Annotated in this window: 21 protein-coding genes; all 21 read right to left on the reverse strand. The window is 40.5% G+C overall.

Features of this window, described 5'->3' with window-relative positions; all coding sequences use genetic code 11:
* Positions 1-159: 159 nt before the first annotated feature.
* Positions 160-1,131, reverse strand: a complete 972-nt coding sequence (hepT, locus tag FPV17_RS11485; RefSeq protein ID WP_144559071.1) for a heptaprenyl diphosphate synthase component II — start codon at positions 1,129-1,131, stop codon at positions 160-162.
* Positions 1,132-1,303: 172 nt separating this feature from the next.
* A complete protein-coding gene (locus FPV17_RS11490; protein WP_144559072.1) occupies positions 1,304-2,191 on the reverse strand; it encodes a UbiA-like polyprenyltransferase in 888 nt (295 codons plus the stop codon).
* 15 nt (positions 2,192-2,206) lie between these two features.
* Positions 2,207-2,923, reverse strand: coding sequence for a demethylmenaquinone methyltransferase (locus FPV17_RS11495; protein ID WP_144559073.1), 717 nt, complete (start codon positions 2,921-2,923; stop codon positions 2,207-2,209).
* Complete coding sequence (locus FPV17_RS11500) at positions 2,920-3,621, reverse strand: heptaprenyl diphosphate synthase component 1 (protein WP_144559074.1); 702 nt, start codon at positions 3,619-3,621, stop codon at positions 2,920-2,922. Before FPV17_RS11500 ends, FPV17_RS11495 begins: the two co-directional genes overlap by 4 nt.
* An 88-nt stretch (positions 3,622-3,709) precedes the next feature.
* The gene (gene mtrB, locus FPV17_RS11505) at positions 3,710-3,931 is read right to left on the reverse strand and encodes a trp RNA-binding attenuation protein MtrB (RefSeq protein ID WP_035398739.1); all 222 of its coding nucleotides are present in this window, start codon (positions 3,929-3,931) and stop codon (positions 3,710-3,712) included.
* Between the two features lie 94 nt (positions 3,932-4,025).
* A complete protein-coding gene (folE, locus tag FPV17_RS11510; protein ID WP_060705336.1) occupies positions 4,026-4,580 on the reverse strand; it encodes a GTP cyclohydrolase I FolE in 555 nt (184 codons plus the stop codon).
* Between the two features lie 109 nt (positions 4,581-4,689).
* Positions 4,690-6,168: a stage IV sporulation protein A gene (gene spoIVA / locus FPV17_RS11515; RefSeq protein ID WP_060705337.1), complete on the reverse strand. Its 1,479-nt coding sequence runs from the start codon at positions 6,166-6,168 to the stop codon at positions 4,690-4,692.
* A 204-nt stretch (positions 6,169-6,372) separates the two neighbouring features.
* Positions 6,373-7,101 carry a YphF family lipoprotein gene (locus FPV17_RS11520; RefSeq protein ID WP_144559075.1) on the reverse strand — a complete coding sequence of 243 codons (729 nt, stop codon included), beginning with the start codon at positions 7,099-7,101 and terminating at the stop codon, positions 6,373-6,375.
* Positions 7,102-7,113: 12 nt separating this feature from the next.
* The gene (locus tag FPV17_RS11525) at positions 7,114-7,323 is read right to left on the reverse strand and encodes a DUF2768 domain-containing protein (protein WP_035398738.1); all 210 of its coding nucleotides are present in this window, start codon (positions 7,321-7,323) and stop codon (positions 7,114-7,116) included.
* A 197-nt stretch (positions 7,324-7,520) separates the two neighbouring features.
* The gene (locus FPV17_RS11530; protein WP_035398737.1) at positions 7,521-7,787 is read right to left on the reverse strand and encodes a stage VI sporulation protein F; all 267 of its coding nucleotides are present in this window, start codon (positions 7,785-7,787) and stop codon (positions 7,521-7,523) included.
* Between the two features lie 73 nt (positions 7,788-7,860).
* The gene (locus tag FPV17_RS11535) at positions 7,861-8,889 is read right to left on the reverse strand and encodes an NAD(P)H-dependent glycerol-3-phosphate dehydrogenase (RefSeq protein ID WP_144559076.1); all 1,029 of its coding nucleotides are present in this window, start codon (positions 8,887-8,889) and stop codon (positions 7,861-7,863) included.
* Between the two features lie 12 nt (positions 8,890-8,901).
* Positions 8,902-9,519 (reverse strand): glycerol-3-phosphate 1-O-acyltransferase PlsY, encoded by a 618-nt coding sequence (plsY, locus tag FPV17_RS11540; protein WP_144559077.1) that lies wholly within the window; start codon positions 9,517-9,519, stop codon positions 8,902-8,904.
* Positions 9,520-9,543: 24 nt separating this feature from the next.
* On the reverse strand, positions 9,544-10,857 hold the full coding sequence (gene der / locus FPV17_RS11545) for a ribosome biogenesis GTPase Der (protein ID WP_144559078.1): 1,314 nt from the start codon (positions 10,855-10,857) through the stop codon (positions 9,544-9,546).
* 64 nt (positions 10,858-10,921) lie between these two features.
* A complete protein-coding gene (locus tag FPV17_RS11550; protein WP_144559079.1) occupies positions 10,922-11,542 on the reverse strand; it encodes a YphA family membrane protein in 621 nt (206 codons plus the stop codon).
* Between the two features lie 84 nt (positions 11,543-11,626).
* The gene (rpsA, locus tag FPV17_RS11555) at positions 11,627-12,757 is read right to left on the reverse strand and encodes a 30S ribosomal protein S1 (RefSeq protein ID WP_144559080.1); all 1,131 of its coding nucleotides are present in this window, start codon (positions 12,755-12,757) and stop codon (positions 11,627-11,629) included.
* 45 nt (positions 12,758-12,802) lie between these two features.
* Positions 12,803-13,384: a lysophospholipid acyltransferase family protein gene (locus FPV17_RS11560; protein ID WP_035398732.1), complete on the reverse strand. Its 582-nt coding sequence runs from the start codon at positions 13,382-13,384 to the stop codon at positions 12,803-12,805.
* The gene (cmk, locus tag FPV17_RS11565) at positions 13,385-14,056 is read right to left on the reverse strand and encodes a (d)CMP kinase (protein WP_144559081.1); all 672 of its coding nucleotides are present in this window, start codon (positions 14,054-14,056) and stop codon (positions 13,385-13,387) included.
* A gap of 128 nt (positions 14,057-14,184) precedes the next feature.
* On the reverse strand, positions 14,185-15,531 hold the full coding sequence (gene ypeB / locus FPV17_RS11570) for a germination protein YpeB (protein ID WP_144559082.1): 1,347 nt from the start codon (positions 15,529-15,531) through the stop codon (positions 14,185-14,187).
* A gap of 20 nt (positions 15,532-15,551) precedes the next feature.
* A complete protein-coding gene (sleB, locus tag FPV17_RS11575) occupies positions 15,552-16,400 on the reverse strand; it encodes a spore cortex-lytic enzyme (protein ID WP_035399005.1) in 849 nt (282 codons plus the stop codon).
* 300 nt (positions 16,401-16,700) lie between these two features.
* A complete protein-coding gene (gene metH, locus FPV17_RS11580) occupies positions 16,701-20,144 on the reverse strand; it encodes a methionine synthase (RefSeq protein WP_144559083.1) in 3,444 nt (1,147 codons plus the stop codon).
* Positions 20,141-21,997 carry a bifunctional homocysteine S-methyltransferase/methylenetetrahydrofolate reductase gene (locus FPV17_RS11585; protein WP_367614607.1) on the reverse strand — a complete coding sequence of 619 codons (1,857 nt, stop codon included), beginning with the start codon at positions 21,995-21,997 and terminating at the stop codon, positions 20,141-20,143. Before FPV17_RS11585 ends, metH begins: the two co-directional genes overlap by 4 nt.
* Between the last annotated feature and the right edge of the window lie 4 nt (positions 21,998-22,001).

The following is a 22,001-nucleotide window of genomic DNA, read 5'->3' on the forward strand; positions in this document are numbered from 1 at the left end:
TTAGTATAGCAAATGAAGTAAGCGCTAACAATAAAAAATAGCGAAAATATTCGTTTTTCCTCGTACGTTGACACTTTTCTAGTAAAGGGAATATTCCTACTATTATCCATAAAAAAACCGGATAAGTGATGCTCACAACCGGTTTTTTTATTAAGCTACTTAATACTTCCGTCGACCTATATAAGCAGCAACCTGCTTTAAATGAGTCTTCGCCTCACAATTAGGAAATTCATTAAGCAACGCATATGCTTTGCTTAAGTAACGATCACTTAAGTCTTGGGCATATTCAATTCCGCCAGAATTGCGTACGTCATTCAAAAACGGTTCCATCGTTATCGTTTTAGCTGTTTCTTTCGTTAATTCTTTTCTAAGCTTTTCTTTAAACGATGGATTCGTATCCATAGCATATAATGCAGGAAGCGTTACATTCCCTTGACGTAAATCCCCGCCAGCTGGTTTTCCTAACTGTTCTTTCGTGCCTACAAAATCTAATATATCATCCATTATTTGATAAGACATTCCAAGGAAATAAGCAAAATAATACATTTGTTGTTGGAGCTCTTCTTCTACATCAGCTGCAATAGCACCTAACTGAGAGCTAACTGCAATTAAAAGAGCTGTTTTTCGTTTAATCCGTCTAAAGTATGTGCGAATGGTTTGATCCCAGTTATACTGATCTCGAATTTGTTCGACTTCGCCAAGACACATTTGATGCATTGCATCCGAAATGATCACATGCACACGCTTATCTTGAAACGCTTTCGTTGTTTCAATTGCGTGTCCAAAAATATAATCTCCCGTATACATGGCAACACGGTTATCCCATCTTGCCATAACCGTTTCATTTCCTCTTCTTAATGAAGCATTATCAATCACATCGTCATGAACTAAAGAACCCATATGAATTAACTCTAATGATGCAGCGATATGCTTTAACTTCTCTAAATCGTAGTTTCCAAACTTTCCAGCCAAAAGAACAAGAACGGGGCGAATTCTTTTACCACCCGCCTTTAAGAGATCAGTCGACGCTTCGTTTAAAACTGGGTGTTTAGCTGAAAGCGTACGTTCCAGTATGGATTCAATGTATTCAATATCGGTTTGAAACTCTTTATATATTTCTGCTAACTTCATGAACGCCACCCTTATGCAGCCTAAAAGTCTGCTCGTTTTATAAATGGTTTTTTCTTCTTTCTCACTAGTGAAGGTTATACGGGATGGTTGCAATCACCTCAAAATCGATGCTATTCACATGATAGAGGCAGGTTATTTCATTCTTTTCTAAACGTCTTCGTCAGCTAGTTTCCTAAAAAAAACGTAGCAACATCATATCGACAAAAGCGAAGGCAAACAGCATGACGGAAAGCGTGCCATTCATTGGAAAAAAGGCCAGTTGCACTTTAGATAAATCATCTTTCTTCACTATGGAGTGCTGATAAATCATAATAATGCCTGCGACAAGAACGCCGATTAAATAAAGCCAACTAAGTGGAGAATAGAAAAAGAGTAAAACAAAAAAAAGAAAACTTACAACGTGAAAGCCCCTCGCAATTAAAAGCGCTTTCGCGACCCCAAAGCGACTTGGAATTGAATACAATCCGTTTGAAGCGTCATAGTCGGCATCCTGAGTGGCATAAACGGTATCAAAACCAGCTAACCAAAAAAGGACGGCACCGAACAATAACATTGGCATCAATGATAGTTCACCTGTAACGGCTACCCAGCCACCAAGTGGTGCAATCCCAATTGTCACACCAAGTACGACATGGCATAACCATGTAAATCGTTTCGTGTAAGAGTAGAATACGAGAAAAAATACAGCAATTGGCAATAGATAAACAGATAACAGGTTAAGATTAAACGCAGCAAGGAAAAGAAGGGCAAACGATACGGCAATAAAGATCCATACATCTGCTTTTGAAAGTAATCCAGCTGGTATTTCACGATTCGCTGTTCTTGGATTATGTTTATCGATTGTAGCGTCAATCACACGATTTAACGACATCGCTGCACTTCGAGCCCCGATCATTGCAATCGTCACCCAAAACCATTGTACAAACGTTGGAAAGTGTCCGTTCATTACGAGACTACCTAATAACATGGCAAAAAAAGCAAATGGAAGGGCAAAAATCGTATGTTCGATTTTTATCATTCGCATAAATGTTTTTGTTTTTGATCCTACTGCTGTTCCCATTAACGAAAACTCCTTCTACGAGTCCTTTTGCGGCTTTTGTCCTAAGTGCATAGAGGCAACACCGCCAGTATAACTCTTTACTTCAACGTTTATCATGCCTGCTTCACGAAACATACTGGCTAACTTCTCTCGGTTAGGAAATTCTAACGTTGATTCATGTAACCACGCGTATTCATCGTATTTTTTAACTAACAGTTTGCCAGCAAGAGGCATGACATGTTTAAAGTAAAAGAAATAGAGTTGTTTAAAACCTGGAATCGTCGGCTGAGATGTTTCCAGACACACAATCCTTCCACCTGGCTTCGTTACACGAACCATTTCCTTCAGGACTCGCATATAATCTGGCACATTTCGAAGCCCAAACCCAATTGTGACATAGTCAAACGTATTTTCTTCGAACGGTAAATCCATAGCGTTCCCCTGAATCAGTTCAATGTTTTTTACGCCGTATTGCTTTACTTTTTCTTTTCCAACTTCTAGCATGTTTTCACTAAAGTCCAGACCAACTACCCGTCCATCGTCTCCAACAGCTTCACTTAAAGCAATGGACCAATCAGCTGTTCCACAGCAAACATCTAGAGCAGAATCGTTTTTTTGAACAGCCATTCGTTTCATCGTATCTTTACGCCATGCTTTATGCCGTTGCAAACTAATGACAGAGTTCATCATGTCATATCTCTTATGAATAGACTGAAAAACGCTATGTACGCGCTCTTCCTTAGACTGACTCATGTTGTAAGCCTCCCACAAAAAAACTGATCGAGAATATCATTACGTTGGCTATTAAGAAGTGGCTGTAATGATTGCTCAGCTCGAACAAGCATCGTGCGTAACACATTGGTTTCTTCTTCATCAACGGTCGTTCGTAACTGCCTCTTGACTCTTTTCGTTAAAAAGAACGTTTCAAGTCGCTTTGCGAACGTTTCGTCAGCCTCTTTTTGAATAATTCTTAGTAAAAGCAAAGCATCGACTGCTGCTTTTTGATCATAGAATGCCTTTGCTGTTAACGACTTGTCCATGTAATGAGCCATTTTCAATTCGTAAATCTCTTGAAGTGTGCTTCCAAATAACTCAACCATATCGACTGCATTCACGCCTGCTAACGATTGATAGTAACGAGCACTATAAAAATCCCCAGCCAGAACATTTAGCTGCCTTCTCTTTTTCAGACGATCGTCGTCCTCATTATGTAAAGAAACAAGATCATGAATCATGACACCAGCATGAACAAAGCCCCAAGCCAACGATATGGCCAGAGCTCGTTCTCCTGGCTCCACTTCACGAATGAGTTGGTAAGCAAGCCACAATTCATCTTGATCCGGTCGCGTGTCGTCAATATATTGTTGTAAATAATCATGTCGCACGAGTTGGTCAAAATGCTGTTTTAATTCAGTAGCAGTTGAAATATCGACCGCTCCTTTTTCTCTCATACAAACTTTCCTTTCTTTCGCCTGCTATACAGATGATCTTTATCAAGTATAGCACAGCAACCATTCATAAACACTACATCCCGCTAATTTACTCTTCATCTGTGTCCATTGTACCGTGACTTGTTTGAATAACAGCTTTTCCTCTTATTTTCACCGCAGAAGTGTGCTCTGTAAATTGTCCAATCATTACTTCACCTTTGTCAAGCTTTTCTGAGTGATGAAAGCGGGTGTCAGAACCACGTGTTAACCCAATTACTTGTACACCATTTTCCCTTGCTTTAATAACAAAAAAATCAGCACTTTGACTCATCTTTTTCCCTCCATTTATTAAATAACTAACGTCGTACAAGAATAAATAAGGCCGAATTATCGTTTATAAGCTTTATTTTTACGTTAGCATACACTCAAATAAGTGATAATACTTCTTGTCTTGCTATTGCGTCGTCTTTAAAAACACCTCGCACAGCCGTTGTAACCGTCTTAGAACCAGGCTTTTTAATGCCTCTCATTGACATACACATATGTTCAGCTGACACTATTACCATTACACCTTTTGCTCCTAATGTTTCTTCAAGTGCGTCCGCAAGTGTTTTCGTCATTCTCTCTTGAACTTGCGGCTGTCTTGCAATACCATCTACGGTTCGCGCAAGTTTGCTAAGTCCTGTTACTTTTCCTTCATTTGGAAGATAGGCAATATGAGCTTTTCCGTAAAAAGGAACTAAATGATGCTCACACATGGAATAAAACGTTATATCCTTAACAAGCACAAGCTCTTCGTGATCTTCTGTAAAAACAGTTTGCAAGTGAGTTTTTGGATCCTCGCGTAATCCACTAAACATTTCTTCATACATTTTCGCAACGCGTCTTGGTGTATCAATAAGCCCTTCTCTCTCTGGGTCTTCACCTACTGCCTCTAAAATCATTCTTACTGCGGTTTCTATTTTATGTTGATCAACCATTCTTGTCCCTCCATCATCTTGCTATCCACTTATAATCTCTTATAAAGATTAGCAAAACTATCGAGGAAAAGCAAAAAGAACTCACTCCAAAGGGAGAGAGTTCTTTTATTCACAAAATAATCGCAATTAATCCACCAGAACCTTCGTTAATAATCCGCTCTAGCGTTTCTTGTAACTTATAGCGCGCATTTTCTGGCATTAGAGATAGCTTTGCCGAAATTCCCTCGCGAACAATGGAATTAAGTGATCGCCCGAAAATGTCAGAATTCCAAATGGAAAGTGGATTCTCTTCAAAGTCTTGCATGAGATAGCGAACGAGTTCTTCACTTTGCTTTTCTGTGCCGATAATTGGAGCAAACTCTGATTCCACATCTACTTTCACCATATGAATGGACGGTGCTACAGCTTTTAAACGAACACCGAAGCGAGACCCTTGACGAATAATTTCAGGTTCATCTAAACTCATGTCAGCTAGTGACGGTGCCGCAATGCCATAACCTGTTTGTTTAACCATACGCAGTGCATCAGCCACTTGATCATACTCGGTTTTTGCATGAGCAAAGTCTTGCATAAGCGATAAAAGATGATCCTTACCACGAATTTCTACACCAACAACTTCTTTTAATACTTGATCGTACAGCTCATCCGGGGCATACAAATCAATTTCAGCAATACCTTGCCCCATCTCTATACCAGCTAGTTTGGCTTGATCGATAAATTCGAGTTCTGTAAATTGGCTAACAACCCGATCAACGTCTCGTAAACGTTTGATATCTTTAACCGTTTCACGAACCGACTCTTCATAACTTTCTCGAAGCCAATGGTCGTTTTTAAGTACCATTACCCAGCTAGGTAAATTCACATTCACTTCATGTACTGGGAACTCAAATAAAACTTCTCTTAAGACGCTATTAATATCGTGCTCGTTCATGCCTTCAATACTCATAGCCAGTACCGGAATATCGTATTCTTCTGAAAGCGAAGACCGTAGCTGCTCTGTCTCTGGGTGATGTGGTCTTACACTGTTAACAATCATTATAAACGGTTTGCCAACTTCTTTTAGTTCTTCAACAACTCTTGATTCTGATTCAACATAATCGCTCCTTGGAATGTCACCAATTGTCCCATCAGTTGTTACAACAACACCAAGAGTAGAGTGTTCTTGAATCACTTTTCTCGTTCCAATTTCTGCTGCTTCTTGAAATGGAATCGGTTCTTCATACCAAGGTGTATGAATCATGCGAGGTCCATTTTCATCTTCGTAACCTTTCGCTCCAGGAACGGCGTAACCAACACAGTCCACGAGGCGAATATTTACATCAAGCCCTTCATCGACATGGATGGAAACAGCTTGGTTTGGTACAAATTTTGGCTCCGTTGTCATGATTTGCTTACCTGCTGCGGACTGTGGAAGCTCATCTTGAGCCCTGCTCTTATCTGCTTCATTTTCAATGTTTGGAAGCACCACAAGTTCCATAAATTTTTTAATAAAGGTCGATTTTCCCGTGCGAACCGCTCCAACGACTCCGAGATAAATGTCGCCACCAGTTCGCTCCGCGATATCTTTGAAGATATCTACTTTTTCCAACAAGATCATTCCCCTCCCGGTCAAGTAAAATATGATGCAGCCGAGTCTTATACCTCTAACCACTACCAATTCTATGACATTGTCCTATTAATATGACTGACTACGGTGAATATTTTTCTGCATCCACTCTTGAAAGGGGAGACGATAAAGATAATGCCCCTTCCAATTCTATCTTACGAGCGGAAGGGGCAAACTAGACCTATTTTATTCATTTTCATAGAATTTTGTATCGTATTGTATGCCATTATCTTCTGAATACGTATAGGGAACGGAAAACACAGGAACAAATGGTGCTTCTTCATACAAATAGCTTCGCAAATCTGTTTCCGTAGCAAAGGACCCATCCATCTCTGATTGTAACTCAATTAAATCTACTCGATAGTCGATCATAATGTCGCCACTATTCGTGTAGAGTAATGGCAAACGAGTTTGATTATACGGACTATCAATATAAGGCTCTTCTTTATAACCAAGCGCTTCAAAATCCAATGTAAACAAGTCATAATCAAGAGATTCTTTAATTGGCGCATAGGTATGTTCACGTCGATACTCATTAATACGCTGAGTAAGTGTATTGATTTCATTCATGATGCGAACATCAATGACTTTTACTTCAGGCTCTTCTTCTACGTTCACCAATACATATTGATAGACCCCTCCGTTTTCAAACGATGACCCTGGTGCATCTTGCATATAGGTTGGGATGAGCTGCCTAAAATCAATGACATAGCGCTGATATAAATTCGTGCTTTCATCGAAGGTTTTGATTGGCAATACCCCCGTCGCCTCTTGAAACTGATCAACTGCTGCTTGCACACTCGCCATTTGATCGGCGTAAGGCACTTGATTTTCAACTCGCTGTTCATTAGGCAACATACAACCACTTAATAAAAACATAATCGCAACAGTACTATAAATGGTAAAGCGTTTCATTTTATAACCCCTTTATCTCATGAAGTTTGACGTGGGTCCACCGATGACAATATAGGCAACAATTAAACCAGCCACAACCATACAGATAAATGAAAACGCTAAAACAATTCTCGATAAAATTCCACTTAATTTTGTTCTAGCCAAAAAGGCTGTGCCAGCTGATACAAACATTAAAATAATTCCACCAAATGATATGTACATATTTAGCATTGCTAAGGACATTCTATACACCTCTCTTATCCTTCCATCCCTTCAAGTATAGCATATCAAATTCCGTCACAACAGTTAAAAAGCTAGACAGGAGTGGGGCTCTCCTCTCTAGCTTGACTAAATCCTTTTTTCTTGCCCTTATAATAGTAGGTGTTCTATTGCAGTATATGCAGGCTTCGAATTTTTGTTTGGATGTTTGACTATTTTCTCTACTTTTTGTTGTTAAACATTTTTGTCAAAGACGACAAATCCGTTGGCATGTTATTGTTTAAAATCGCAGAAACAATCTGATCTTCTTTTTCTTTTGAGACAGGTTTGTTTGCCATTGCAGCAACACGACTAATTAAATCACGCAATGTTGCCTCATCTTTTAAGTTTGATTGACTAACAGAATTTGCTAGTTTTAAAAGCTCATCCGGGCGAACCTTTGTGTTTTTCTGAACTTGATCAAAAAATGAATCATTTTTCTTAAACATCCAATCCCTCCTCATGCTTACGTTCCTTTCATCGTATGCATGGGGTAGAAAAAATGTGCGAACGTGGAAACCGTTAATCGAGGCGGAACAATTCCTCTACTTCATTTCGCTTCACACGCCCCATTAAATCTTCAGCCGCTTTAATCGGATCTACACCATTAAACAGCACAGCGTAAAGTGCCTCTGTTAAAGGCATATTAATGTTTTCTTTTTTGGCGAGCTCATAAGCCGCTTGCGTCGTCCGTATACCTTCGACGACCATTCCCATTTCCTCAAGAACCTCTTCCATTGATTTTCCTTTTCCTAACATATGTCCGGCACGCCAGTTTCGAGAATGCACGCTCGTACACGTAACAATTAAATCGCCTAATCCTGTTAAACCTGAAAATGTAAGAGGCTGCGCGCCCATATGAACACCAAGACGAGAAATTTCGGTTAATCCTCTAGTCATAATTGCCGCTTTTGTATTATCTCCGTAACCAAGGCCGTTTGTCACGCCACAGACTAAGGCGATAATGTTTTTTAAAGCGCCACCAATTTCGACGCCAATTAAATCTGGATTTGTATACACCCTAAACTGCTGGTTCATAAATAGCTCTTGTGCGTACGCTGCAGCGGATTCCTGACGTGATGCAACCGTTACAGTAGTAGGTTGACGAAGAGCTACTTCTTCTGCATGGCTTGGACCTGATAAAACCGTTATAGACGCCACATAAGGTGATCCTGCTGCTGCATCTTCAATAACTTCTGACACTCGTTTATATGTATTTGGTTCAATTCCTTTGCTTGCATGAATAATAGGAACTGGTTGATCAAGAACGCCTACAAGCGCTTGAACCGTTTGACGCATCGCTTTAGACGGAACGACGAGAATGATGGCGTCTACCCCCTTCACCGCATCTTCCATCGCTAGATAAGCCGTTAACGTCTCAGGTAACTGTACATGTCCTAAATATTTTTCATTCGTATGGAAGCGATTTATTTCGTCTACTTGGCTTTGTCTTCTTGCAACTAATCGAACATCGTGGCCATTATCGGCAAGAACAACAGCTAGGGCAGTGCCCCAGCTCCCTGCACCAATTACTGCTAGTTTTTGCTTCACTTATATCTACTCCTATGCATGCTTTCTGCCAATTTTATTTTCTGTCCCTGATAAAAGTCGGCTAACATTCGTGCGATGACGCCACAGCGACATAACCGCCAATATAACGGTAAACAACATGTATTCAAATGGATAGGAAAAGCTTGGGATAAGCATTAATAATACGAGTGCTACAGGAGTTAGTACAGCAAATAATAAGGAACCTAGCGACACATATCTAGTAATGAAAATACTCGCAATCGCCACAACCCCTGCAAGCAAAGCCGGAAGGAATACAAGGCTAACGAGTACACCGATGGATGTTGCGACTCCCTTGCCTCCTCTAAAACCGAAATAAATAGGCCAGTTGTGTCCAAGAATCGCAGCCAATCCTGTTAGCACATGTACAAACGCAGCATCTGTGACAAGCATAGCCAGTACAACTGGCAATATCCCCTTCAACACATCGAGCAAAAGAACTGAAATGGCAGGTCCTACCCCTAAAACCCGCAATGTGTTCGTTGCTCCTGCATTTCCACTTCCTTCTTTGCGAATATCAATTTTTTTGATTTTCTTCGCAATGAGGTAACTAAAGCTTACTGAACCGAGTAAATAACTTAACAACACAAAAAAAATGGTTGTGATAATCATGTGTTTCCCCCTTTACACACACCATTAATCATTTTTCTTACGAGAAATAATATGAATCGGAGTTCCTTCGAAATTAAACGTAGCGCGCAAGCGATTTTCTAGAAAGCGACGATACGAAAAATGCATAAGTTCCGGTTCATTCACAAAAAAGACAAATGTCGGTGGTTGAACAGCTACTTGCGTCACGTAATTAATCTTTAATCGTTTTCCTTTATCTGTTGGCGTTGGGTTCATCGCTACTGCATCCATAATCATGTCATTCAATACATGCGTTGAGACGCGTAAGTGGTGATTTTCTGACACTTTCTTCACTTCTGGTAATAATAAATGAAGGCGTTGCTTTGTTTTTGCAGACAGAAAGACAATTGGTGCATAGGAAAGAAACTGAAATTCCTGACGAATGTCTTCAACGAAATGTTGCATCGTTTTGTGGTCTTTCTCTAAAGCATCCCATTTATTCACAACGATAACGATCGCACGACCGGCTTCATGTGCGTAACCTGCAATTTTTTTATCTTGTTCAATGATGCCCTCTTCTCCGTTAATAACAACTAAAATCACATCAGAACGATCAATTGCCTTTAACGAGCGTAGGACACTATACTTTTCTGTTGCCTCATACACTTTTCCTCTTTTTCTCATTCCGGCAGTATCAATCACTACATACTCCTGGTCGTCTTTTGTAAACGATGTATCAATAGCGTCCCGTGTTGTCCCAGGAATCTGACTAACAATGACTCGTTCTTCACCGAGTAGAGCATTCACAAGGGAGGACTTCCCTACGTTCGGACGACCTATTAACGCCATCTTAATCGCTTCTTCTCCGTACGCGACTTCTAAGTCTGTTGGGAAATGATCTACAACCGCATCGAGTAAATCACCTAAGCCTAATCCGTGTGCGCCGGAAATTGGAAACGGTTCCCCGATACCTAAACCATAAAACTCATAAAGCTGATCGCGCATTTCAGGGTTATCTACTTTATTTACCCCTAAAACAACTGGTTTTTTTGAGCGAAATAACATATTCACCACTTCTTGATCAGCCGCTGTAATTCCTTCTTTTGCGCTCACTAAGAAAATAATGACATGCGCTTCATCAATAGCAATCTCCGCCTGTTGGCGCATTTGCGCAAGCAACGGCTCGTCTCCAAGTTCAATTCCACCTGTATCAATTATATTAAACTCATGATTTAACCATTCCGCTTTATTATAAAGTCGATCTCTCGTTACGCCTGGCATATCCTCCACAATCGCAACGCGTTCCCCGACAATTCGGTTAAAGATCGTAGACTTTCCTACGTTTGGTCTTCCAACGATTGCAACGACTGGTTTTGTCACAATCTCACACCCTTCCTACTTCGTGCTTCTATAAATTTTGTCTAACTCAATTAGTTTACTAAACTCATGCATGCTTGTCTATCCTATTTCCAATGGATGATGGCGGAATATGACGTATAACTGTCCGTTTTTCAAGCTGCTGAATGACCACTGTAATCCACGTAATGCTTATACTGACAATAAAAGAAAGGGCAACGAGGTCCCAAAAAAAGAGTGAACCGATTGAAACTGGCATGCCTTGAGACTGTTGGATTTGTACAAAAACCTCTCCATGCATCATACCGATTACGAGGATAATGGATCTTTTGTATCCTCGCAAAAGAAGAAGCGCCATACAGACTGATGGAACAAGTTGAACCACATAAGAACCAAATAATAGAACAACTGGATCCATCCGAATAAATACTTGTAAACCAAAGTAAACCGCCGCAATAACAATAGAGACAACTACTGGATAGATCAGCTGTTTCACTGATCGTTGACCGATAGCCGCATAGCAACAAACGAGTAAAAACAGAAAGCCAACGCTAAAAGAATAGTGCGCATACGTCAACGTTAATGGTGCTAATAGCAAAAGTGCCAAAACAATCACGCAACTAATGGCGCGAAAGATGGTTTTCGGCATAAAAAACGTGATTAGTCCAAACACGATCCATCCGAGCCAATAAAAATAAAATCCGTCCATTATGAATCACCTCTATGATGATTATGGACGGATTTTTACTAGATTAGACATGCACATCTATGCTTCGTTCAGCACAACTTGCATTTACGGACGATATTTTTTTAATTGATCGCCAATCATATCAGCTAAAGAGAACCCAGACGACTCTTCTTGATGCTGCTTTTCATAGGCTCTCGTTTCGTTTCGAACTTCTTCTTCCTGCGCTTCTCGAATGCTTAGTGAAATCCGCTTGTCCGCTTCATTGATTTCAAGAATTTTCACATCAACCGTCTGTCCGACTTCAAGTACCTCAGACGGGTTCCCAATGTGACGGGTTGAAATTTGTGAAATATGAACAAGCCCTTCCACTCCAGGCAGTACCTCGACAAAGGCTCCAAAATTAGCAAGACGCTTCACTGTTCCGGACACGATGTCATTCACATTTAATGTTGTGCTTACATTCGCCCATGGTCCAGGAAGTGTGTCTTTAATAGATAGCGAGATTCGTTCGTTATCGAGATCAACAGAAAGCACTTTAACCGTTACGGTTTCCCCTTCACTTAAAACGTCTTGAGGACTCTCGACTCGTTCGTGGGCAAGTTGTGAAATATGAACTAACCCATCAACACCACCAATGTCGACAAATGCACCAAATGTCGCTAAACGTTGGACCGTTCCCTTCACAGTGGAACCTACTTCAATGGATTGTAGCGTATCTTTCTTCTTCCGCTCTACTTCACCTTCTTGCACTGCACGTTGCGAAAGGATGAGTTTATTGTGCTCTTTATCTAACTCAATAATTTTCAATTGAAGCTTTTGACCAATATATGTGGAAAAATCCTCTACATAATGACGTTCAACGTGAGAAGCGGGAACAAAGCCACGGACTCCAACGTCGACAACGAGTCCACCCTTTACAACCTCCGCAACAGCAGCTTCAATTTGTTCATCTTTTTGTTGAAGATCTTCTAATTGCTGCCAAGCTTTTTCAGCTTGCACAGCTTTTTTAGACAAAACCAATTCATCATCTTCTACTTTTGTTACTTGAAGTTCTAACTCATCGTTTACAGCAACAACATCGCCTGCTTTTCCAATATGCAGCGCCGCCAATTCACTAATTGGTACAATCCCGTCCACTTTAAAACCAACGTCCACAAAAACTTGTTTATCTTCAACTTTTGTTACTGTTCCTTTTACAAGGTCTCCTACTGAAAACACATTCATTTCTTCAGCCATTGTCAATTCCTCCTCATAATTTTTATTGTACCAGCGCTCGATCGATTACTGGTGTTTGTCTTTTAAACGCTGGATTTCTGTCATAATGGTGTCTGTTATTTCTTGTGCAGATACGCGCTGTTGGCGATACGCTTCCATATCAATTGGTTCACCGTATGCTAAAATGACACGTTTCCGAAATTGGTAAGGACCAATGATGACGCAAGGAATAACATACGCATCGCTTTTTCCTGCAAAAAAACCAGCACCTGCTAATCCATTCCCGATTTCACCTGTTTTTGAACGTGTCCCTTCTGGAAATAATCCAACCATGTCGCCTTCTTTTAAAATCCGCAAAGCCGTTCGCAACGATTCCCGATCACTTCCACCACGTTTAACAGGAAACGCTCCTAAGCCTTTTAGTAATTTCCCAATTCCTTTTTTATCAAACAGTTCTTTCTTCGCCATATAGCGCACTTGTCGATGGATAAACGCACCTAATAGAGGCGGATCAAAATTACTAATGTGATTCGAACATAGAAGGACACCACCTTCTGACGGAATATGTTCTTTCCCTCTAATTTCCACTTTAAATAGTAAGCGCAAAACGAAACGACAAACTGCTTGTCCAAAACGATACAGTTTCATTTAAACAGAATGCTCCTTTACAAGATCAAGAATGGCGTCCGTTACTTGATTAATATCCATACGTGTTGTATCAAGGACTTCTGCATCATCTGCTTGTTTGAGCGGTGCAAATGCGCGGTTCGAGTCTAACGCATCTCTTTTTTCAATATCGCGCTTAATGGCTTCTAAATCAGATGTAAGGCCTTTGTTTAATTGTTCGGTATGACGGCGTTTCGCACGTTCCTCAACGGATGCCGTAAGAAAAATCTTTACGTCAGCGTCAGGAAGAACGTGGGTACCGATATCCCGTCCGTCAAGCACAGCGTTTTTTTCACTAGCTAGTTTTTGTTGCTTTTCCATCATATATAAACGTATTTGCTTATAACTAGAAACAAGCGATACGGTTTGATTTACTTGGTTTGATCGTATGTCTTCCGTAATATCTTCTCCATCCCAATATACGGTGGTGCCAGTAGATGACGGAGCAAGCTCTAGGTTACCGTTTCTCAATAATTGAATTAAGGCTTCTTCATCGTTTACATCGATTTGTCGTGCTAATGCTGCTTGTGTTAATGCTCTATACATAGCACCTGTATCAATATAAAGAAATCCTAATTTCTCAGCTACCTGCTTTGCTACCGTACTTTTTCCTGCACCTGCAGGACCATCAATCGCCACATTAAAACTCGTCATGAATCGTTCACACACTTTCTTTTAAAACTTGTTTTTTATCTGCCCCTATTATCTCATACTTTTAAAAGATGGCAAGCATCCTGTAAAGAAAAGAACCCCCGTATCATACCGAGAGTTCGATCCTCTTATTAGTTGCTGTAATCAGGTTCTGTATCTTTCATTCGCTCTACTTTTTCTTCATCACCTGTTTGCGCATTAATAAAAATGCGGTACGTATCGTTGTTTTTTGTTCCATAAAATTCATAGACAAGTACGTCTTCATTTAAGTCTGTTTCGATTACTGCTAGATGATCTTCCATTATCTCAATTCGCGGATTAATCATCCCTTGAGCATCAGCCTTTGTAATAGCTGGTGTTGGTAAATTTCTTGAATCTTGATGGTGAATAATATGACCTCGGCCGACATAGGACACGATGTCACCATCATCTAAAGCGACTTCAAGGGTAATGGAATCTGGGTAAATACGCACGCCATTATCTTCATAAGCAAATTCAAGTACCGCACGATTGTTGTACTGAGTACTTTCTACAAGCACCATGTTTTCTTTATTTGCTCGTTCTAAAAATGCCTCTGCTTTTTGGACAGCTTCATTTAAACCAATGGTTTGCTTATCAATCTTGCGGCTCTGCATAAACCAAATGGGCTCGCCACCCTCAACGCTCATGTCCATATTGTAATTCGCTTTATTTTCTGGATCATCAATCACAAGAGAATAAGCAGGGTAATCAAGAGCGTCACTTGCATCATCGACTCTGACCGTTGCTTTCTTCCCTAACTGGAGTAGCTCAAGAGCAGATTGCTTTGCTTCTTCTTTTGTTACCTCTTCACGTCCTTCTAGTGCATCCTTTAATTCGCCATTTAAATTACGAATCGCCGAGTCCGTTGCGCCCCACTCTACTTCACTAAAACCTTGTACTGATTTATTCATTCGTTCAAAATGATCCGCAAATGAATGTTGAGCTGAGTCTCCATCTTCCCTTTCTCTTTCAGCCAACCAGTGCATATCTGTATTCATCATCATCGCTTGCGTTTCCCGCATAGATTGACGAATGGAAGCAGATTGTTCATAAAGTTGCTCTAGTGTTTTATACTCATCATCGGTCAGAGGCTCTTGATTCAAATCTCTTACAGATGTTCGATAAGAAAAATCGGCAATTTTGTATAAATATTTTTCAGTATCTTCCATGTTCAACCCTTGTACAGGAAGCTCTGCTAAACTTTTTTCAGCTAGGCTTGTTACCCGCCATACATCCGCTAAAGCTGGAGACAACTGTCTTTGGCTATTCATCGCCATAGTCTTTCCTAATTCGTCTTCAATTTGGTCAATGTGAAAGCTTAAATCATGATACGCACGTTGATACATATTCTCTGCTGCTTGCGCTAAATGCTCTTTGTCGTTTTTTTGTTGGTAGCCCCATACACCTGTTCCGACTACCGCAACGGCAAGAGCTCCAATCATTAGATTTCGAATCACTTAATCCACCTCCTAAAAAATTAGTAACAAAAGATATGTTTGCCAATGCGTTTGATTTGTGGTCTCGTCCAAATCCACCCCGATGTAGCTGTGTCGGGATTAAAATAGTACAGAGCATTATTAGACGGATCTTGACCATTTAAAGCATCAAGAACAGCGTTTCGCGAGGACTCATCTGCACCTAAATTAATTTGACCATCTGCAACGGCGGTAAACGCACGCTCTTCATAAATGACTCCAGCAACCGTATCCGGGAAAGTTGGTGAATTTAAACGGTTGACAATTACTGCAGCAACAGCAACTTGCCCCTCGTACGGTTCTCCGCGAGCTTCACCATAAACAGCTTGAGCCATTAATTGAATGTCATTACTTGAATAGCCAGATGGAACATTCTGTGCTTTTTCAATAATCGGTTCACCATCATCACTACCTGCTTGCTCATTCGAGCCATTACCTGAAGCTCCATTGTTTGATTGATTTCCTTTTTGTTTGTCTAACGAGGTGCCACCATAGTGTGTAACCGAACGCCCTTCATTCAGTGCATTTGTCACAAACTGTTTATCAAAATTTGTTGTCTCTACTAGCTTCGCTTTCATATTTTCGCCTACTAAACCATCAATGTCGATTCCATACTCGTATTGATAATTGCGAACAGCCCAGTATGTACCCCATCCGAACACACCATCAATGTTCCCATTGTAATACCCTACATATTGAAGTCTGGATTGTAATTCAACGACATCATCTCCCGTTGCGCCTTTTTGGATTACCTGTTCTGAGAACGCATCTGCATCTGACCCCGATGTTAGGAACGAAAGTAGTCCAACAACAATGATAAGACTGGATTTTAAAACTGTATTCTTACGCATATGCTAGGTTCATCCTCCTTTGTTATGTGCATTGATTTCTTCTAGCTACCGCTAGTCTTTGTTATTCTTTTTATTTTATACAGCAGAAATTTCTATCTATGGAGGACTAAATACAATGAACAGGTAGAGAGAATTATTCCTATATAAATGTCTTTAGGTCGATCAAAAATGTGTACAATAGTGGCGTGATGGAATGAAGTGGCGTCTCCCTTTCCTTTCACACAACAAAAAGTAGTACACACTAGTTGGCTAGTATGTACTACTTCCTCAAAATCGATCTACCATTATATCCTTTTACGATTACAACACGTTAAAATAACGCCCTTCTGGGTGAGAGAAAACGAGTGCCGTCACGCTAGCTTCCGGCTCCATCATGAATTCTTCGGTTAGTTCAATACCTATTTTCTCTGGTTTTAATAGATCAAATAGCTTTTGTTGATCTTCTAAATTTGGACACGCTGGGTAGCCAAAGGAAACACGGATTCCTTGATATTTAGCAGAAAAGCGGTCTGACATCGACATTTCTGGTGCATCAGGGAATCCCCAGCGATCCCGCATCTGCTCGTGAATTCGTTCGGCTAATCCTTCTGCAGTCTCTAATGCAGCAGCCTGCACAAGATGACTCTTCAAAAATTCTCCTCTTGCCTTTGCTGCTTCTCCTAACGCTCTCACACCTTTACCAGCGGTTACTGCTAGAAAACCGACATAATCCATTTCTCCACCAACTGGTCGAACAAAATCAGCTAAACATAAGTACGGCTTCACCTGCTGTCTCGGAAACGTAAACCGCTCTAGCTCTGTTTTTAAATTTGTCGGGTCATAAATAATCAAATCATTTCCATCAGATTGAGCAGGAAAGAATTGATACATAGCGTTTGCCTGCAACGTTTTTAATTGATTCGCATCTGAAAATAAAGTGTCCACTTTTTCTTTTAGTTCAACTGTTTTTTCATGTCCTTCTGCCAGCAATCGATCCACTTTTCCTTGAACGCCTAAATGTCTCCCAAGGAGCATTTGCATATTAACATACGGAAATATATGCTCAATGTTATATTGTTTTATAATATGGGGCTCTAAATCTGCTGGTTTCATTATTGGGTGCAAATGTTTAACTGTTGACCGATTCGACTCCGTTGATTGAACAACTTCTTTTTTTATCCGCTTTGCTAAATGATCCTTTTTTAACTGTCGTTGTTCATTTAATTCTAAAGCCAATCGTTCACGCTTTTCATCTGTCGTAATCCGATTAGCCAGTTCTAACCCATTCATTGCATCTTTAGCATAAATCACAAGCCCTTCATATTCTGGGGCAATGCGCGTGTCCACAAACTTTCTCGTTAAAGCAGCACCGCCTACTAGTACAGGAATGGAAATATCTTGTGACTTTAAATCTTGGGCAGTTAACACCATTTGCTGAGCGGATTTAACTAGTAGCCCTGATAAACCAATGGCAGTCGGCTTCTCTTTTTTTATCGCATCAATTAATTCATTTGACGTTACTTTAATGCCTAAATTAACAATTTCAAAGCCATTGTTGCTTAAAATAATATCGACTAGATTTTTGCCGATATCATGTACGTCTCCTTTCACTGTTGCTAATAAGATTTTACCTTTCCGAGATTCATTTTCGCTCTTTTCCATATGTGGTTCAAGAAATGAAACTGCAGCTTTCATCACTTCCGCGCTTTGCAATACTTCAGCAACAATAAGTTCATTATTATTAAACAATCTGCCCACTTCGTCCATCCCATTCATTAAAGGACCATTTATAATGTCTAAAGGCTCTGAATAGCTTTGCAGAGCGAGTGTCAAATCTTGCTCTAAACGTTGTTTCGTTCCCTCTACTACATATATGGCTAACCGTTCTTCTAAATTTAGCCCTTCGTACTCAGTTGTTTTTTTTGCACTTTTACCGCGGTAATGAGCTGTAAATTCCGCAAGCGTTGCGTCATCAGTTGCAAAAAGCAGCTGTTCTGCTAATGTTTTTTCATGCTCAGAAATACTAGCAAATCGTTCTAATTTTTCCGTATTGACAATGGCATAGTCAAGCCCTGCTTGAGTACAGTGATAGAGATACACTGAATTTAACACTTCGCGTCCTACAGGAGGCAAGCCGAACGATACATTACTAACTCCTAAGATGGTTAAGCAATGAGGTAAATGCTCTTTAATGAGTTTTATTCCTTCGACTGTTGCTTTTGCTGATCCAATATACTGTTCATCACCTGTTCCGACTGGGAAAACAAGAGGGTCAAAAATAATGTCATGAGCTGGGATACCATGTTTTTCTGTTAAAAGCTTAAATGAGCGTATGGCAATTTCTAGTTTTCGCTCAGCTGAAACCGCCATACCCGTCTCATCAATGGTGCCGACAACAAGTGCTGCGCCATATTGTTTGACGAGTGGTAAAATGGCTTCAAACCGCTCTTCGCCATCTTCTAAATTGATGGAATTAATAATGGCCTTACCTTGTGAGTAAGTAAGTGCTTCTCGAATAACGGCTTCATCGGTAGAATCAATCATTAATGGCACTTTCACCTTATTTGTAACGAATGATAGAAAAGCAGCCATATCTGTCGCTTCATCACGATCTGGGTCAGCTAAACAAATATCAATAACATGGGCACCTTTTTTTACTTGCGCTCGAGCAATTTCCGATGCTTCTTCGTATTTTCCTTCCTCAATAAGCCGCTTAAATTTACGTGATCCAATGACATTGGTTCGTTCGCCGACGAATAGCGGACGCATAGAATCTTCATAAAAAAGCGCCTCTAAGCCTGAGACTGCATGCTGTTCCCGTGTCGTATCTTCTCTTGATTCATAGTGATTGACCATGTCTTTAAGTGCTCGAACATGTGCAGGTGTAGTCCCACAGCAACCACCGACGACATTTAACCAGCCTTTTTGTACAAAGCCTTCTAATTTCTTTGCTAACGACTGAGGGGTTTCATGATAATGTCCTTCTTCATCAGGTAAACCAGCATTCGGATAACAGCTTACATAACTCTCTGCCATTTCAGATAACGAACGGATATGGTCACGCATGAATTCTGGGCCTGTTGCACAGTTCAAGCCTACAACCAATGGCTTTAAGTGCTCTATTGAAAGGTAAAACGCCTCAACCGTTTGTCCTGCTAACGTTGTCCCCATCGGTTCAATCGTACCAGAAATCATTAGTGGCAGCTTTGTTTCTGTTTGAACAAATGCGTTTTCAATACCAATTGATGCTGCCTTTACATTGCGCATATCTTGGCTTGTTTCTAACAGCAAAAGATCGGCTCCACCATCAATTAAGCCTCTTGCTTGCTCTTCATAAGTAGCAATAAGTTCTTGGAAGGTTGTTCCACCTGTAACAGAAAGAGACTTTGTTGTCGGCCCCATTGCCCCAGCCACAAAACGAGGCTCATCAACTGTAGACCATTTACCCGCCTCTGCTTTAGCCAGTTCTGCTGCTTTACGACTAATCTCATAAGCGAGATGCCCAAGTTCATAATCATCTAGAACGATACTTGATGATCCAAATGTGTTGGTACTAATGATGTCTGCTCCAGCTTCTAAATAAGCCCGGTGAATCCTTGTAATCACATCTGGTGAAGTGAGATTTAAATACTCATTGCAGCCATCGTAATCTGCACCACCAAAATCATCTTCATGTAAATCCGCATCTTGAATCATTGTTCCCATTGCACCGTCAAGCACAACAATTCTCTTCTTTAGTTGTTCGATCAATCCAGTCTGTCTCATTGTAACTTCCTTTCTTTAGACAACGGAGCTGTTGTGTGTGCGCGTAAGTAACGAGTTAATTCCACTGTTAATTGGTAGCGTAAAAACGGTGTAATTAAATACAGTCCATTAAAATAAGTGGCTGCTGCATCTGCTAATGATTTTGCCATAGCAAGCCCTTCTTGTTCTGCTTTTACTTTATCTTCACCTGCTCGTGCCATACGTGCTCTTGTATCAGCTGATAATGATATACCAGGTACTTCATTATGCAAAAACTCTGCGTTTCGACTACTTGTTAACGGCATAATGCCGACAAATATTGGTACAGATAAGTGTTTGGTTGCCTCGTAAATTTCTTCAAACTGTCCTTCATCAAAAATCGGCTGAGTGAGAAAATAATTTGCACCCGCTTCGATCTTTTTCTCCAAGCGACGGACAGCCTTATCGAGATGCTTCACATTTGGATTAAATGCTGCTGCTGTAGTGAAATTTGTAGCTTTCCCTAACGACTTACCAGAAAACGAAATGCCTTCATTCATTTGTTTAATAAGTGGTAAAAGTTTCGTTGATGATACATCATAAACCGAAGTGGCCCCCGGAAAATCACCAATTTTACTCGGGTCACCTGTAATCACTAAAAGATCATTCAATTCAGCTAAATCAAGCCCCATTAAATGCGATTGTAAACCAATTAAATTGCGGTCACGACAAGTTAAATGAACAAGACTTCGAATGCCTTCTTCTTTCAATAACATAGCTAACGTTTGATTATCAATGCGCGGACTTGCTAGTGAATTGTCTGCAAGGGTTAATGCATCTGCTCCTGCATCTCGAATTGCTTTTGCCCCTTCAATAAATGGATCTATATGCAATTTCTTAGGAGGATCTAATTCAACGATGATCGTCTGCTTTTCTTCTACCAAATCTTTAATAGATGGACGCTGTTCATGGAAACGTTCAATCGTTTCTGTTTTTAATGGCTGTAACCGAATGTTTCGTTTTACTGGTGTCCGACCACTTGCCGCTTCTTTAATTGCTTTTATATGGGCGGGTGTTGTTCCGCAACAACCTCCAATGAGATGGACGCCTTCGTTAATAAACCGTTCCGACATTGATGTAAAATAGTCTGTATTCGACGCATACACAAACCGACCATCTCGGTAACCTGGCAAACTTGCATTTGGGTAGCAAGCTAGTGGGATGTCATAGGGAAGCTCAAGCTCTTCGATCGATCGTAACATGTGGTAGGGACCCATTCGACAATTTAACCCTGTAACATCAGCTCCAGCCTCATACAGTTCCGTTAGCGCATCGCTTAATCGAATGCCTCCTTTTAAGACACCAATATCACCAAGGGACACGTTTGCAATGATAGGTAGATTTGTTCGCTTTCTTGCTTCAATAACAAGTTGTTTAATTTCCATGAAATCATAGAATGTTTCGAACAAGAGGCCGTCTACCCCTTCTTGTACTAATAAGTCAACTTGCTCCACTAACGCTTGCATACTCTCTTTATGATCAAGCTGTTCCGATTGAAATCCTTGAATACCACCAACGGTTCCCACTACGAATACATGCTTCTTCCCACTATTTTGAACCGCTTTACGAGCAAGGCGCACAGATGCCTGATTAATGACTCCCACGCTTTCTTGAAGACCATAACGTTTAAGCTTTTGCACATTAGCAGCATAGGAATTGGTTTGAATGATAGTTGCACCCGCTTCTATATACGCTTGATGAATCGTATAAATCTCTTCTGGTTTAGAAACGTTCAGCTCCTCAAAACATAAATCATAGCCAGCCTCATACAAGACAGTCCCCATCGCTCCATCCGCTACTGTTACGGATGACGTTAATTGTTTTTTTAAATCCAATCGA

The sequence above is a fragment of the Shouchella miscanthi genome (assembly GCF_007725405.1).
Lineage (GTDB): Bacteria > Bacillota > Bacilli > Bacillales > Bacillaceae_D > Shouchella > Shouchella hunanensis.

Coding starts and splice junctions, on each gene's coding strand:
- FPV17_RS11520 (WP_144559075.1), bottom strand. CDS start 7,101: ATGAAACGCTTTACCATTTATAGTACTGTTGCGATTATGTTTTTATTA.
- FPV17_RS11560 (WP_035398732.1), bottom strand. CDS start 13,384: ATGAAACTGTATCGTTTTGGACAAGCAGTTTGTCGTTTCGTTTTGCGC.
- folE (WP_060705336.1), bottom strand. CDS start 4,580: ATGGTTGATCAACATAAAATAGAAACCGCAGTAAGAATGATTTTAGAG.
- cmk (WP_144559081.1), bottom strand. CDS start 14,056: ATGACGAGTTTTAATGTGGCGATTGATGGTCCTGCAGGTGCAGGAAAA.
- FPV17_RS11495 (WP_144559073.1), bottom strand. CDS start 2,923: ATGAGTCAGTCTAAGGAAGAGCGCGTACATAGCGTTTTTCAGTCTATT.
- FPV17_RS11490 (WP_144559072.1), bottom strand. CDS start 2,191: ATGGGAACAGCAGTAGGATCAAAAACAAAAACATTTATGCGAATGATA.
- FPV17_RS11550 (WP_144559079.1), bottom strand. CDS start 11,542: ATGGACGGATTTTATTTTTATTGGCTCGGATGGATCGTGTTTGGACTA.
- hepT (WP_144559071.1), bottom strand. CDS start 1,131: ATGAAGTTAGCAGAAATATATAAAGAGTTTCAAACCGATATTGAATAC.
- sleB (WP_035399005.1), bottom strand. CDS start 16,400: ATGCGTAAGAATACAGTTTTAAAATCCAGTCTTATCATTGTTGTTGGA.
- plsY (WP_144559077.1), bottom strand. CDS start 9,519: ATGATTATCACAACCATTTTTTTTGTGTTGTTAAGTTATTTACTCGGT.
- rpsA (WP_144559080.1), bottom strand. CDS start 12,757: ATGGCTGAAGAAATGAATGTGTTTTCAGTAGGAGACCTTGTAAAAGGA.
- FPV17_RS11530 (WP_035398737.1), bottom strand. CDS start 7,787: ATGTTTAAGAAAAATGATTCATTTTTTGATCAAGTTCAGAAAAACACA.
- FPV17_RS11500 (WP_144559074.1), bottom strand. CDS start 3,621: ATGAGAGAAAAAGGAGCGGTCGATATTTCAACTGCTACTGAATTAAAA.
- mtrB (WP_035398739.1), bottom strand. CDS start 3,931: ATGAGTCAAAGTGCTGATTTTTTTGTTATTAAAGCAAGGGAAAATGGT.
- metH (WP_144559083.1), bottom strand. CDS start 20,144: ATGAGACAGACTGGATTGATCGAACAACTAAAGAAGAGAATTGTTGTG.
- FPV17_RS11525 (WP_035398738.1), bottom strand. CDS start 7,323: ATGTCCTTAGCAATGCTAAATATGTACATATCATTTGGTGGAATTATT.